Genomic DNA, 15,384 nt, shown 5'->3' on the forward strand with positions numbered 1-15,384 from the left:
TCAATAACCTCGCTCGTAAATTCCTTGATTTATATGAGGTTCCGGTAATCTAAGCTGCCAGTTTTGTAGCCACGAGTTTTCATAAACACCTATTTTTGGTGCAGGCTTCTTTTTCTTCATTTGCGGTGCAATGGCCGATTGTAGAAGCTCGTCACTTGGGGCAGAAACACTTGGGGCAGAAGTATCAGGACGAGCATAGTTGCCATACCTTGTTTCCGTAGTCCCATCAGGATTATCTTTATTGTCCTTAACTCTTGCTTGACTACCAAGTTCCCCTGTAGCTGTGTTGTAAACGGTTGGTGCGCTTGTTATGGGATCGGTGTACACTGAAAACGTACCCTTCTCCGCTGGCTTGGTCGGTTGTGTGAACCGCGCGATGTTTGGCACCTGCCCTGCGGGTGTCTGCATGACAGAGTTCGCTTGCTCCGGCTCATACCCACCTATCAGGAGTTTGAAGGCCGCTTCCTGATTGGCGATAGACTGAGCATGTGCGTTCCTTGCTGCAACTTCGTTCATGGAGTTATTGTTGTTGAATGTTGCCAGCGCATGAGCAGAATTGATATTTGCGTTATTCACTCCCATTCGAGTATTGTTATTCATCTGCGTAATTCGCTGGGCAGAATTGTTTGCCAATGTTTGCGTGTCGATTGCACCCTTATTTTCTAACGTCTGACGGTCGATATTACCAGTGTTTGAAAGCTGCTGGATTGAATACCCGCCCTCGTTTGAGAGTTTTTGTTTTGCTAAACCAGCTTGACCTTTATTATCGACAACGGAAAGATTGCCAGCTATCTGCTGCGCTGCGAGTCTTTCTTTTATCGCTGCATCGCGTTCCGCTACTTGATCTTTCCTTCTTCTGTAGTCTGCTAATGCTGCCCCTTTAAGCATAACGCCCCCCTCTTATTGTTCTGTTATTGGCTTATTCGTGATTGTAAATGTGTGACTCTGACGTGCTTCTGCTTCTGCTGTCGCTGTCGCTGCTGCTGTAACTACTATTCGTTCCTCCACTGAATCCAAGCGATACCGACGTATTGATTGCGTTCATGGCCGACGCGACCAATTGAGCATTGACATTCATAATCCCCTCTTGTGCCTTGAGTCGTAATGCGCTGACCGATTCAAACTGCCGTGCTGTGGCTTCCGTCCCAGCGATACCAAGCCTGATGTTTGCCTCGGCTTCAGCTATTGACGCTTTAAGTATTTCCGTTTGCACTTTTGCCGCCGCCTCTTGTGCGCCAACATCGGCGCGGTAGGCCGAAATTTTCGCCTCATACATTGCGACCTGAGAACTAACGTCAGCAATATTTGCCTTGACCTCCGTGTCATAAATTGACGCATCGGCTCTGTACTGCTCAACCAATTGCGAGTTGTATTCCAATTGCGCCTTGACGGTTTCTATCTTCGACTGATGTGCTTTAATAGCACTTTCAAGCTCTATGGCCTTGGCCTGTAGTTTCGCCTTGTAAATTTCAACTTCGGTTCCTTGCGCCCTTACCTCAGTTTCAAACATACTGAACTCGGCTTTTTGCGCATCTATTGCGGCAAGGTAGGCTTGCGTTTTTAAGCGGTACTCTTCGAGCTTTGCCATTTCTAATTTTGCCTCAACCTCAACGGCTGACATTTGCGCGGAATAAAGCCTGACCCGCGATTCAGCAGCAGCAATCTGCCCTTGATACACTTCGATCTTTAGCCGTTCAAAATCAGCACCAAGTTTAGCCCCTTCCATTTGCCCACGGTAAATGTCGATTTTCGCCAGTTCGCCTTTTATGCTCGTCTCGTATGCCAGAGCCTTTGTGCGGTACACCTCAATGTCGAGGTTGTATTTTTTTACCGCTGCATCGTAAATGGCGATGGAGTTTTCAGCGGTATATCGCGCAGCTTCAAACATCTGCCGCACTCGCTCGTTGTAGAAGTCCCGCAGTATCCCCTCGACCTTTACACCAATATCCATGCTGAATTGCGTGTTTTTCTGTGCAAGTTCAGCCTGAGCAATCGCAATTTCATTACTAGCAGTGATCTTTTCCTTTGCCGCTTGCTTCTGTAGATTCGCAAGTGTTGCCGCCATTGCTCCAGTAGGCATACTGAATCCACGCGAAGCGAAAAAGTTCATAGTGTCATCGGTCTGTTTTTCTAGGACTTCTTCGATACGGTCAAGGTGTCGGTTAAAAATCGCAGCTTCCACTTCCGCGTTTAATCCTGTGCCACCATTAGTGATATCATCAAGAATCTTCCCTAACAAAGCTCCCCAATAACCAGCAGTAGTATAAGCTTCCGGTGCGCTTGAGGCAAAAGCCACAGGTGCTGATCCAGTGAAAATTCCGGCAAATTCGGCAAAAGCTGAAACGCTTACCGATGGCGCTGCCGGAATAGACGGTAGTGTTATTGATGGCATTGCAATATCTTTGATTTCTGGTGCCGTTGGCTTTACCAGAGTAACCATTGATGGCATATCACCTGGCGATGGAATGTTCACTTTTGCTGGCTTCGCTATTGGTGCAAGAGATGGAGCAACAACAGAATAACTTGGAAGAGTAGGCGGTGTAATCGCACTTATATTGGTTAGATTCGGCTTTGTCGCCCTTGTCGGTTGTGCGGGTTTTAGGATGCTACCCTGTGGCGTTGATCCCGGCTTGAATGATGGGATTTGCACACCAGCCAGTAGCGACGATGGCGGTGTAGTGTTATTGCCAGTATTTGGGGTAAAAGTGTTTGCCATGTTTGCAATGGCGTTCATTTGTGCCGTCATTGTTGTTGACGCTTGGTTGGCCACATTGGTGATCTGTGCTGTCCTCGCGTCGATAACGCTTTTAGTCTGGTCAAATGTAATTGTCGGGTTAACCCTTGGTGCGCCCGTATTGATAATAACTGACGATGATGCCATAATGCCCCTCCGCTATATTTTTACGTTGAAAACAAATTTTAACTCACTCCCGCTGCGCATTTCTGATTGTATTTGTTCCACCTGATACGAAAATACGTGAATCAACTGTAACTATAGCTAGGTTAGAGTTTGAAACCGCAATGTGGTCAACACCTATACTGTTGACATGGTTAATCATTGCGTATAGTCCATTATCGAATCGTAATGACTGATTCGTATACGTAAACATCATCCTTATCGAACTGAGGAGAACCCCGTCGTTTGTTACTGCAAAAACCATTGAAGAATTTGCCGCTATCTGTTTGATATTGCTCCACTGCGAAATAGTGGATTGATGCTCTATCGGGTTAAATGTTGCGTGAGTTCCATAGCCCGTTGATTCGCCTATTAGGTAAGGCGACACGCTTGGCACTCCAATTACCACCGTTCCGTCGTTCTTGAGTCCAAGCACAAAGTATTCCGCAACCACGACGTTTTTAATGTCAGTAAAGTGAGAGAGGTCTATTGGGAGGAAGTATTTCCAAAAATCACGTTGAAACCTTTTATTATCATTAAACCATCCCGGCTTAATAAAGTATTCCCCTGTAAATCGCTCACCTATTGTCGATGTATGAACATGTTCTGTAATGAGTGTATCTGGAGTGTAATCGATGCCAGAAAACTCATATCGCTGCATTCTAAATCCTGCATAGTTAAGCATGAAGACCGTTCCATTAGACTTTACGAATGCCGCATTGTAATTGTTCGCATCGCAATGGATTACATCGTCTATTGGCTGTCCTGTGTAATTTTCAGAGTAATCGTATGGCGCCACAAGCCTATGATCCTGACTACTGCTTTGTGATGGGAAGTACCCTGGCTCCAGATAGTTTATTTCTGGCTGATAATCGGATCGAAAAATATCAACATTACCATCGTCACGAACAGCAAAAGTCCAAAGGTTATTTTGCGCTACATGCTTGTATTGTATTTCTGAATAACTTGATTCGTTAAAGTCAGAAGTGAGGAAGTACGGATATCTGAATAATGTACTTATACGGCGCAACCCACCACCGATTTTCGTTCCGTAGATATTCCCATAAAAACTACCCGTGAAAATCTCTTTCGATCCAAGCAATGGGGTAGTGTCGCCAGTAAAAGCCGCATTAGAGAAAACCTCTATCTCGCTACATAGCTCATCGTACACGATAAGGTATACCGTATTCGCATACGGATTAAGTGAATAGAAACCATACTCGTAACCACCAGTAACACCATAAGTTGACCACGGAAAAATTGAAACAACACGGTTAGGCTCAAAACAAAATTTAACTTTTGGGTTATTTATGACGAATGGCAATTCAATGAAATTATCTTCTCTATCCGCAGGCGTAACTACTCTACTTGTTATATTTATTACCAATGATCCTGCAATTAGTGTTGCTTCTACAAAAGTTCCATTGAATAATGTCCTTTGCAAAGAATACTGTTTTAACCCTTGAAACCGCGCTTGCTCAACACACAAGTATGCCAAGCTCATAGCTTCGCCAATGTGAGACTGTGCCATTCGTTCATCGCCGTGGAGCCGTATTCGCTTAGGTACTCTCAGAAAATCCATGGTTCCTCAATATGAAAATCGCGTCTATTGCATCCATTGAGAAGTCGGCGCCGCTTTCGTTCGAGATACGGAAAACCCAATATCGCTTATTGATTCGCCTGCTAATAGCAACACGGTATCGCTGTTGACCGATTTTGCGCTGTGGAATTTGGTACTCCTCTTCCTCTCCATCTTCGCTGGTAACAGTCAATTTCAAGTCACCACTAGCCTCGTATCCGAAATACATAAAGCGAATCTGCTTGATGTACGAACTACCCCAATCGCTCATAATTGGTTCAAAATAGGCGTTGATTACTGTGGTTTTATCTTTGTCGCCCCCAAGTGAAGATAACCCTTGAGCGTTCGCTGCAATGCTTTTCCCTCCAAAATTACAGAAGGAATTGAATGCGTAATTCGTGAACTGCGTTGTCGCCCTTGCCGCTTGTAGATTCGTATTCAGAGTCATTGGCATATCACACCACCACCTTGTTTCTTATATGCCGCAGAATGACCGACTGCTGTATTACACCAACCGCCATGCGCGCGCGGAGCGACGGAAGTAATGCGCTAATCGAGCCAACCACTTCGGCATTTGCCGCCATCATCCCATGTATCCGAATGGTACCGTTGATAGACGCGACAGTGTTATTACTCCCAACGAATCCACCATGAAGAGAAGGGAATACCGATTTCAACTGCATGAGGTCGCCAGTGAATACCAACACGCTTCCAGATAACGACGGTAGAGTTCCATTTAACGAAACTTTAATGCCAGATTTGGCTTGCACCGCCCCTGTGATCTGCGGTAGCGAACCGGATATAGCAGCCGATTCAGACGTTCTCCCTTCGATATTGCCAATAAGCGACGGCAAGAACGCATTCAGTACATTCCCTGACGCAATGATCCCATGCAATCGCGGAAGCTCTCCCGACAGTGTGGAAATCGTTTCCGTGCTTATTTGAATAGAACCGTTCAGTCGCGGAAATACTGCGAAGATTACTGGTGACGTTTCGAGTGCACCAGTAATCGTTGGTAGCGCTGAAATGATATATGCCGTTGATGAATCGTCTGTGACAAATGACCCTGAGAGTTTTGGTAAACCTCCAAGAATACCTGAAAACGGAACAATATCAGCGTAAAGTGTTCCAGTAATAAGCTTCGGCAATATACCGTCTTTAATCCCTTGAATATAAACATTCGCTACGATCTCGCCACCAACAACAGGAAGACTTGCGGTAATGTCGCCGTTCTCTGGCAAATGGATGGAGGTATCCATTTCGCCACTCAGCGCTGGTAGTGGTTTACTTGTGACGTATGAAAGGTTAATCCAAGCGGTTGTATTGCCAGTGGAAACATCAAATGAACCATCCAAAAGTGGAAGGTAGCCAATAAGTCCATTGTCGAAATATGCTATAGCTGAACATTCTCCGGTTAAAACAGGGAGAACCCCATAAAAATAACCTGCAACATCAGTCTGCTCCACCGTAACATCGAACCCGCCACTCAGCGCTGGCAGGAATCCAAAAATACCATTATCGAAAGAAGAGTCTGCCGCAATGCCTCCTTCGAGCGCAGGTATATACGTTGTCATAGCGGAGTTATTGGGACAGATGTAATCCGCAATAGTTCTCAGCCCTGTATTGTAACTGTATTCTCCAGCAGACATAGAGCCAGTACCAATCACCGTGCCATCGTCACGAATGCCAATCAATACATCATACCCAAGGGCAATATCGACAATGTCCGTAAAGCACGTAGTATCGAACTCGCCAGCGTAGCGAAACGACCCATTAACGAACTCACGGTAAGAGGCATCGCCTCTGTATACTACTGTGCCATCATTCCTTAGGGCTGCAATACCTCTGCGACCAACAGAACTACATAATGTACTTATTTTGGAAATATTCATTAAACCAGTGTCTCTTATTTGCCAGTCTAAAGAATAATCGGTAAGCCACAACACCCTTCCATCTTCTGTAACAGCATAACACCCATTCCAATGGGAAGAAGTGTTTATGGCTATTTGCTTTACTCCTGTAAGCAAATACTCATCAACCTTATGGTTTACAATGACATTTCCATCAATCGTTAAACTGTAAAGAGTACCATAACTTAGAATTGCCTGTTTTATATTGGTAAGACCGTAAATACCTTCATACATTCCCGGAGTTATCAGTATTCCAGCGTCAATATATTCTTGGAACTTTTCATTCCCAACATAGTAATGGTTGAATTTGCTAGTATCGAAATCACTAAAAAACTTCCACGGCTTCCATAGATCATAGTAATAATGTAGGTTTTGCATTTGAGTTGTAAATAACTGATCAAAATTGATCAGGCGATCAAACGAATTGTATGATACTAATGGCGTTACAATCCCACTACTTCTTACGGCAACCCATCTATCTATAAATACCGCGTCCATGCCATCAAACTGTCCGCTCGTACTGACAATCCTTTTATCGGCAGTGATTCCATAGTTAATGTTACCGGAACTGGTATTTGCGGTAAATAGGCTGACGATATTTTGAAACTTATTCCATATTTGTGTGTTAGGTGTTGATCCGCTCATATTAACCACCTACTCCAAATGAAATTCCACCAACCCTACCAGCAACCGATAATGTTCCATCTTGAAAACTACCCACAGGATCGCGCAACGCTACACATCCGCGAGAGGCAGCAACGCGGTTGATTGTCATCTCTGGGCGCGAACCGCCAACAACAGGACGTTCGCCTTTTCTTATATTCTCGTTAGCTATCTCGCTTTGAGAGAGCGCACGGTCAAATATTTTGAAATTGAACATTCTTTCTATCTCATACCCATGTGGCGAACCAATAGAGCTATACCCGTAATCAGGCTCAACCCCTCCCAGTGTAAGGTTGCCGACAGTTGCAGAAGAACTTACTTCAACACCATTGAGGTATAACCTCAGAAACTGGTCTTTATATGTCACACATACATGGAAGACTTGGTTTGAATATTCAGGAATAGGTACGAATATCAAAGGCCAGCTTGATGTTCCCGGTGTTCTCCACTGGAAAACAATACGGACAACACCACTAGATACAGTCTTAAATCCATAAAGAACACTGTATTGATACTGTCCAACAGGTATGTCAGGCTGTGTATATGCGAATTGAAACAGATCGCGGAAATTGTCAGGAACCGCAGTGTTCTGCATAATAAACAAAGAAATTGTGTATTCGTTATATGACTGAGTAAAATACTCAGTATCCATCCCGCAACCATTATCGCCAGCGGTTGTGGTGAAGTATTTTATTCCATTTTCGACACTAAACACCGCAGGATCAGACCAATCCTTCATGCTGGCATGCAATCCACCAACAATATCATTAAGGTTTTCTTGTAATGGCCAATGATGAACAAGTCCAACCTCGGACGTAAATGATATTGTGCCGTCAGGGTTTAAGATAAAGTCGCCATACTCGCCTAAGTCTACGACTTTATCTTCTCCTGTTGATTCAGTAGGAGGATACTCAATTTTGGTATATTTATTTTCAGTTATTTCCCACCCGTCAGCAAAAGGAGCGGAGTAGATTGTCGAGATAGCGTTACTGCCGCTGCTTCCACCTAACAAATACACACGATTTTTCGTAATTATTGCTTGAGAAGAATCCGGTAAACTTCCAGCAGTAGCACTCCATGATCCTAGTATACCTTCATCACTTATCTGAGCCGTGTATGTATTAGATTTACCAATTAAGTATACGCGATTTTTAGTAACAATTGCTTGGTGAGGGCTAGGAAATGGGTTCGCATTGATTCCGATATTTCCTGATATACTCCAAGCGCCTAACGTCCCATCTTCATTGATTGGGGCTGACTGTATATCTTGCATTTGCACTAAGTAGCCATACTGTTCAAAAACTTTTGAACCACCCAATAAGTACACTCTACTGTTAGTGACAATGGCTTGATGGGCAATAACTGGAATTAACAAATCATTAGCGGCACTCCAAGCGCCTAACGTCCCATCTTCATTGATTGGGGCGCTGTAATTATTATCGCTTGTCATTCCATTTTGCAAATGTGATGAGATTGTTCCACCTACTATATATACGCGATTTTTAGTAACAATTGCTTGGTGAAAGCTAATAGTGACAGGCAGATTTCCTGATATACTCCAAGCGCCTAACGTCCCATCTTCATTGATTGGGGCTGACTGTATAACACTTTCTCTATACTCTCGGTGTCCTCCGTCAACTAACACTTCATAAGATGCGCCACCCAATAAGTACACTCTACTGTTAGTGACAATGGCTTGGCTACTTGCAATTGGAATTAACAAATCATTAGCGGCACTCCAAGCGCCTAACGTCCCATCTTCATTGATTGGGGCGCTGTAGACTTTATTTGAGTTAACGTATGAAGAGTACGGATCGTACGTCCATCCGCCAATAAAGTAGACTCGACTCTTTGTTACAATGGCTTGCGATAATGACTTTGCTGCTGGTAAGTTCCCAACTGCTGCCCATCCTGTTATATTTTGTACTGTAGTTGGTTGATTTATATTTTGGCTATGCAGTCGGTTGACATAAACGTCAGTTAATTGTGGCACTATCGGCGCGTAATCCTTTTGTATAGGAGGTTTTTCTCCAATTATGTCTTTAATTGCATTCACAATTTCAATAGGAGCTTCAGGCGATGGAACCGACTCAATACGGTATCCATCACGGTAGTAATAGCTATTGTTAATTTTCGTAAACGTCTGCACCCATCCAACATCTTCAAACGATTGCCAGTCGTACTTCCACACTGCGCCAGCAAGTATATTTTTAATATAGACAGGCACTAATCTTGGCAACGTCGGCGCTCCTGTGAGTGGATGCGGTTGCGATCCGGGATAATTATTGGTTGAATTTTGCGACAGTGACATGGGAAGCTCCCCCTCCTTATGGCAGTAAAACAAAGCGATAGCTTCCTTTAAGTCGCTATCGCTATAAAGACAATCTTACTGTGCTGGCAATGTGATGTTCGCCACGTCAACCGTGGTGGTAGTTCCCGAAACCAGCGATACGTTTGTCATCTGCATTTCGCCGCCGCTCGTCGCACACACACCGTCGATACGGATAGCGGTTGCACTCACGCCAGTAACAAGCGGGTTTGCATAAAAACGAAACCAACCAGCCGTTCCCGTTTCCATATTCACCCCTGACCAAACTTCCCCTTCTGCTTTGCCGATTGTGCCATTTGCTGCTGTGCCGAAGTTAATCCCGTTTTCCGGTGCGCCAGCAATAAACGCGCCCGATGCAAGCGAAATCTGGCAGAGCAAAGTTCCTGTCTCACCAGCGTCAGCATTTGCAGGCTGCGTTCCCGTAAAGATGCGGATAACCCCATTAGCAAACGCCTCCTTAAACCCCTTATCTTCTAACATCGCATTGCGCAAACCAGTACTTAATCTCCACATATCGTAACCCCTTTATATTCCTACTGTTTGAATGAAATTAAACCCACGCAGGATACTTGCCCCTGCAACCCCAGCCTCTTCACCGTACAGAATGCGATGGCGGTTCAAATTGACAACCACACCGGATGGCGTGCCAAGACAAGCGCCCTCGCGTGACGCCCATAACGCGCACAGACCCGGCTCTTCCAACCCAGCATCCAGCCCATCTACCAAGTCGATGGCCGCCGACCACTCAAGTGCCGGATGCGCGGCCACCTTTACTGCCTGCCACTCGTTGGCATTCGCGCCGCTAATGAAAATCGTTTCCGTTTCCGTTGACACATACAAGCCGCCATTAACAGGCTTCAGCATCCGTATCCGCGTCGGGAACATAAAAAACCCGCGCTCCATATCGAACAGAGAAAACCCAAACGGCTCCGAGTAGAAAACCACATTGCCAACCGAAACAAATACCCGCGACTGAAAGAACGCCACATGCTCGCCGCTCTCCGGTGGAGCACTAAAGCTCCGCGTCGTAGGCGCACCAACATACGTTCCCGCTTCCCATTCGCGAAACTCCCCATGCTCGTTGACAATCCCCTGAATACCCCCAACAACGTAGATATCGTTATTTACCTGAGCATAATCACAGCGAGTACCAGCCAGAACGCCACTCCGCACCACCGACACGCTCATATCATCGTGCAATCTGCATAGCTCGTTATCGCGCACAAACAGGCAAATGCCGCCGTCGCAAAACACACTATGGCAATCGCCAGTTATAACTTCAGAATACCCGTCACGGCGCGAAACACGGCCAGTGCGATCAACTACCACGTTGACAGCTACTGCCAATGACGACACACCATTATCAGGATCAAACTTCAGTCGCACCGGATCGACGACAACATCTAGCCCGTCACTACCGCGAAAAATTGGCGTTACCTTCATAGGAACTCACCTCGCACAACCGTTGCCGGAGGACGCGGGGCATGGAGCTTGGCGAACTTCTCCAGCTCTGCAATGCCCTGCTCAAACTTCTGTTCATAGTAAAGCGTGTTGGTTTTCTGCCCCTCAATGCCATCCTCAATACGCTCGTAAATACGATGGCATGCCGCATGGATGATTGATTCGTGAGCGAACTCCGGCAAGTAGTCGGGCGTATCGCCAAGATCAACCAGCGCATCAGGCTTACGATAGAAGTGCAACCTAATAAGCTGCGGCTCCTTCGGGGTTCCAACATACAGTAAATACTTTGCCAGCATCGTGGCCGCGCTGACGCTTGTGACCAGCCTTCCGATATCGCCGCGACAATCACTTAAAAAGTCTTGCGGACTTTTGTAGAAACGAATCGCCTGTCTACTGCTCTCTTCAGGTTCCACCCTGTACAGGTAGCGCATGAAGTTTTCAGGCAATAAAACGCGGTGGTTATAAGCGAGACTCTCTGTCACCTCGCCCGTGTCCTCGTCCGTCGTTACTACCGTTTCAGCCACCGTAGAAATAACCTCGCTGGTAGCCAAGTCTGGCAACAACACCCGCGAGGCAATCTTGATGATTGCCCGATTCACGAACGGCAAAATGTCGTCCTCACTCGAATACCCCGGATCGTTCACAATATCGGCAATATCGTCGATCATTTCCTCAAGCGTCATCGTTGCCCCTTACTTTTGTGCTGGTGATGGTTTACGTTCTGCTTTTGCGTCGTCCTGTGGTGGTGTTACTGATCTGGCAACTTCTTCTGAAATACATCCGACTTCAAACGCCGCGTCATGCAATGAGCTTGGAATCTCGCGCCACTCGGCGCCAATGCGTACAATCTGCCCGTTTGGAAGTGTGATTCGACGTACCGTATTATCTCTTGAACGAAATCTCATATCGTTATCTCCTTATGTTTAATGGAACCCGTGACAGTATGGCGCAAAGCACACACTGCCACGGAAATCACCATCAGCCGTGGCTATGGTGTGAACGACCATCAACGATATAGTTGACTACCAGACGACATTTGCCAGCGCTAGGAGCTGCACCAACGCCCGTCCACGTTACCGTCACATTACCGTTCGTGGCAGTCAGCGCACCAGAAGGGGTCAACGCCGTACAGCCAAGAGCATGCACGTTCACAGAACCAGAAAGAGCATCACCAGCCACACCTTTGACCACAATCACGTCAGACGTGCCGGAATCAAGCGCGACAAGCGTTGCCAAAAAACCACCCGTGACGATGGCACCGATTGGCAGATCAATCACACCAACGGCGGTACCGTTCACCAGATCAGAAAAATCAAAATCAATATCAGCAGCCAATACATCTTGGCGGCCACAATCCTTTACGATAGGCATACTTCACCCCTCCTTAACCGAGATAGTGGTCACAAGCGACCACGCCAAAATCTTCAACTGCGTTATCGTAGATGCTGTGGAACTTCGGCTTGAGCAACCCAAACATCTTGTCCACGTTGATCCCTTTTTGACTGTCGTACTGGAACATCTTCTCGCACCACTCAGGATCGCCAAGGTCGGCCATGCCGAGTGCTTGTGCGCCACAAAGCAGCGTCCGAGTACCGTTGATTGCTTGATCTTCTCCCCATTTCTGTCCGGAAGGTGCGCCAGTAGTTGAGTACACCAGACGATGCTCGTGCAGCACTGCGCCGTCGATAGTCACACTACCGCCGGTAAACCAAGGGTTCTTGGCATCGCGCGGCAGGGCAGTAGTGATGGCACGTTGATAATCAGGGTCGGTTTTAAGCGCAGCAAGAGTGCCAGGCTTCACCAACATGACGTAATACTCTTTACCGCCAGACATGAGCGGCTTGACGTAGTGATCCTTGGCATAGGCCACCAGATCGACAATCATCTTGTACTTTGGCTTGAATGTGTTTGCGATGATCGACGTATCACCCGATACCAGCTCATCACCCGTCCACGTAACGTGGCGGTTGGCAGAAGGGGCTGAAACGTCAGCAGCAAAACTCAGTGAAGGGAACGGACTTTTGTTCCGCAGTGAGCCGTCGTTGTAGTACGCATACGAAACACCCGACAGCGTTAGGAATGCGAGCTGGTCAACGCGGTTTGAGAGCCAGTAGGCAAGGCGCGACTTCGCGTGTTCGCGGAATTGGATAACGGTTTTCTGGTCAGCCATCTTCCCTTTATTGCGAACGCCGTGTGAAATCAGGTCAATGCTGAGAATCTCAGCGTATGACATCATTTCTTCCTCATTACCCTCGCGCTCATTGTCGCCAATGATACCGTCTTGAACGAGGTCGGCCACGAGGTGCATAATGCATTGGTCGCCTTTTTCCGTCTTCGTCAACTCCGTAATACGCTGAATCATGGCGCCATCGCCCTTACCAATGAAACGCTTGATAAACATCTGGTCGCGAGCGGCTTCCCATACATCGCGACTCCATACTAACTTTTGCTCCGGTGTCAGAGCGGCAAAATTCGTTAAAGCCATCGTCTCATACCTCGTGAGAATTATTTGCGCCCCCATACGGGTTTGCTATTCATCACGAAATTTCGCTTTCGTAAGCGTTTAACAGCCTTAACGTGGCCGCTTCGTTTTGCCGCATAACACCGGGCAAAAGTAGCGAAGGACAGTGCTATTTATAGTGGGCGCCGCACCGAAAATGCGCCCTCAGCTATCAGACTAAATCACCGCGTAGTCTGCGCTTTTCGGCTTCCGAGAGTTCAGAGAAGTCGTCTTCGGACATATCTGAAACTTTCGTCGGCCTCGTATCCCCGGCGGTACGGTTTCCTACCCCTGCGCGTGGCGGTTGTTGACTCGCCAGTTGCAGCTTTTTGGTGAGTGCATCAGTATTCGTATTATCCTGCTGACCTTGTGCCTCATCTTGCCCATAAAGCTTGAGCACCTTACTTAATGCCTTGTCCATTGCTTCGACCATGTTCCCTGTCTTTTTGTACGCCGCGTCACGCAGCGCAATGAACTCGTCGATGGCTTCTTGGTTAAAGTCTTCCGCCTGATCGTTCAGGAATGAGTGTTGACTGACGATCTCAATCGCACGATTCAGCACCACTTTTTTGGTCTCTTCTATCGATGCTTCCTGTTTTGTTTGCTCAACAGTCTGCTTTGCCAATACTCGCGCCTCTTCAGAAATCAACTGACGGCGCAACTTTTCCAGCTCCTTATATGTATCCTTGGCTCTTTCAGGATCTTCGAGTAGCAGTTCATGATATGCGTCGCCCTTTTGTTCAATGAGCAATTCGAGTTCTGTAATTTTTCCGCTATCCTGTCCTTGTGACGCCGCCTGTTGCTTGCCTTCCAACTCCTGCCGCAACCGCTCCGCTTCACGTTCCGCGTTCTTCATACGCTCGTTGATCTCATCGAAACGCGACTTTGGAATGCGAATATCCGGCTTCTCGTCCAGTACATCTTTCAGCGCATCAGGAGATATTTCATCATCAACTTTAACGCTGCCGCCATCCTCTTCATCGTCGGTTTCCGGTGTAAAATCGTCGCCACGGTCTACCGTTGACTTTACAACACCTTCTCCCTCTTCAACTTCGGAACCCTCTTCTAAATCAATGATCTCTTCTTGCAGGTCGTTCTCAAACATCAATCACGCTCCTTTTACTTCGTAGCTTCAGCACCGATAACAGCGCTCATTTCACTGAGTTTTTCTTTTGCTATCTCCTGAGCCGCTTTGAGTCGCGCTGGGTCTGTCCGGCGTCAATTACTTTGTCCGGTCAGCGACAATTACCTTGGCCGCTTTTCTATGAGTAGATTAACGGCTTAGTTTCTGTTTTTTTCTATAACTTTCCCCCTCTATTTGTATGATCCATCCATGGTGAATGATGCGATCGACTGCCGCTACGGTCATTAAGCTATCTGGAAATATCTGATCCCATGCGCTGAATGGCTGGTTGCTGGTTATTATCAGGCTCCCACTCTCGTAACGGTGCGCAATAAATTCGAAGAGTACCTGTGTTTCTCCTTCTGTTTTTTTTACGTAGCCAATGTCGTCAATAATTATGACTCTATATTTATCCAGCTTGCTCATAAATCCAATAAGATCCAATGCGTTTTTCGCTGTCTGGAGTTGCTGAACGAGGCTCACGGCACTCAATGCCTTGACGCGTACCCCTTGGTCGATAAGGTGCAACCCTAACGCGTTTGCAATATGTGACTTGCCGACACCGGAAGGGCCAAAGAAGAGTATGTTATTGGCACCATCAACCCAGTCGGTGGACTGTTGTAATTGTCGTATGGTTTGCATAACCTCCCGTGGATAGTTTTCTAATGATAAATTTGTCAGATTTTTCGCATTATTGAGGCTGCTTTCGCGGCGCCAATTACTCACCCGCGTCTGGAAACGATTAGCAATTTCACGTTCGCACAGATGGCTAAGAAATTCGCTGTAGCTCCAACTATTCTCTAGTGCCTGATCCTGCAATGATGATAGGTGCTGTTTGAATCCGCTCAGACGCAACTCTTTGAGCATGCCGTCTATTAGTTGCATAGTTCGTGGTTCCTTCTGTCTTGCTGGTATGCGCCGGT

14 protein-coding genes are annotated in these 15,384 nt (G+C 46.6%); all 14 read right to left on the bottom strand.

What is annotated here, in order from left to right; genetic code table 11:
• Complete coding sequence (locus tag P304_RS0102305; protein WP_027389225.1) at positions 1 to 888, bottom strand: hypothetical protein; 888 nt, start codon at positions 886 to 888, stop codon at positions 1 to 3.
• A gap of 31 nt (positions 889 to 919) precedes the next feature.
• Positions 920 to 2,881 (bottom strand): coiled-coil domain-containing protein, encoded by a 1,962-nt coding sequence (locus tag P304_RS0102310; RefSeq protein ID WP_152514470.1) that lies wholly within the window; start codon positions 2,879 to 2,881, stop codon positions 920 to 922.
• Positions 2,882 to 2,924: 43 nt separating this feature from the next.
• Positions 2,925 to 4,427, bottom strand: a complete 1,503-nt coding sequence (locus P304_RS0102320; RefSeq protein ID WP_152514471.1) for a hypothetical protein — start codon at positions 4,425 to 4,427, stop codon at positions 2,925 to 2,927.
• Positions 4,428 to 4,455: 28 nt separating this feature from the next.
• Positions 4,456 to 4,929, bottom strand: a complete 474-nt coding sequence (locus P304_RS0102325) for a hypothetical protein (RefSeq protein WP_027389229.1) — start codon at positions 4,927 to 4,929, stop codon at positions 4,456 to 4,458.
• A 1-nt stretch (position 4,930) separates the two neighbouring features.
• Positions 4,931 to 7,030, bottom strand: a complete 2,100-nt coding sequence (locus P304_RS0102330) for an RCC1 domain-containing protein (RefSeq protein WP_027389230.1) — start codon at positions 7,028 to 7,030, stop codon at positions 4,931 to 4,933.
• 1 nt (position 7,031) lies between these two features.
• Positions 7,032 to 9,359, bottom strand: a complete 2,328-nt coding sequence (locus P304_RS0102335) for a LamG-like jellyroll fold domain-containing protein (protein ID WP_027389231.1) — start codon at positions 9,357 to 9,359, stop codon at positions 7,032 to 7,034.
• Between the two features lie 75 nt (positions 9,360 to 9,434).
• A complete protein-coding gene (locus P304_RS0102340) occupies positions 9,435 to 9,890 on the bottom strand; it encodes a hypothetical protein (protein WP_027389232.1) in 456 nt (151 codons plus the stop codon).
• Positions 9,891 to 9,902: 12 nt separating this feature from the next.
• Entirely contained in the window at positions 9,903 to 10,820 is a 918-nt protein-coding gene (locus P304_RS0102345) for a hypothetical protein (protein WP_027389233.1), read from the bottom strand.
• Positions 10,817 to 11,521, bottom strand: a complete 705-nt coding sequence (locus P304_RS0102350) for a phage adaptor protein (protein WP_027389234.1) — start codon at positions 11,519 to 11,521, stop codon at positions 10,817 to 10,819. Before P304_RS0102350 ends, P304_RS0102345 begins: the two co-directional genes overlap by 4 nt.
• A 9-nt stretch (positions 11,522 to 11,530) precedes the next feature.
• On the bottom strand, positions 11,531 to 11,743 hold the full coding sequence (locus tag P304_RS0102355) for a hypothetical protein (protein ID WP_027389235.1): 213 nt from the start codon (positions 11,741 to 11,743) through the stop codon (positions 11,531 to 11,533).
• A gap of 73 nt (positions 11,744 to 11,816) precedes the next feature.
• Positions 11,817 to 12,209 carry a hypothetical protein gene (locus tag P304_RS0102360; RefSeq protein WP_027389236.1) on the bottom strand — a complete coding sequence of 131 codons (393 nt, stop codon included), beginning with the start codon at positions 12,207 to 12,209 and terminating at the stop codon, positions 11,817 to 11,819.
• 13 nt (positions 12,210 to 12,222) lie between these two features.
• On the bottom strand, positions 12,223 to 13,323 hold the full coding sequence (locus tag P304_RS0102365; RefSeq protein ID WP_027389237.1) for a phage capsid family protein: 1,101 nt from the start codon (positions 13,321 to 13,323) through the stop codon (positions 12,223 to 12,225).
• 187 nt (positions 13,324 to 13,510) lie between these two features.
• Complete coding sequence (locus P304_RS0102370; protein WP_027389238.1) at positions 13,511 to 14,443, bottom strand: hypothetical protein; 933 nt, start codon at positions 14,441 to 14,443, stop codon at positions 13,511 to 13,513.
• 168 nt (positions 14,444 to 14,611) lie between these two features.
• Positions 14,612 to 15,346 (bottom strand): IS21-like element helper ATPase IstB, encoded by a 735-nt coding sequence (gene istB, locus P304_RS0102375; protein ID WP_027389239.1) that lies wholly within the window; start codon positions 15,344 to 15,346, stop codon positions 14,612 to 14,614.
• Positions 15,347 to 15,384 lie beyond the last annotated feature (38 nt).

The sequence above is a fragment of the Chrysiogenes arsenatis DSM 11915 genome, assembly GCF_000469585.1.
GTDB classification, from domain to species: Bacteria; Chrysiogenota; Chrysiogenetes; order Chrysiogenales; family Chrysiogenaceae; genus Chrysiogenes; species Chrysiogenes arsenatis.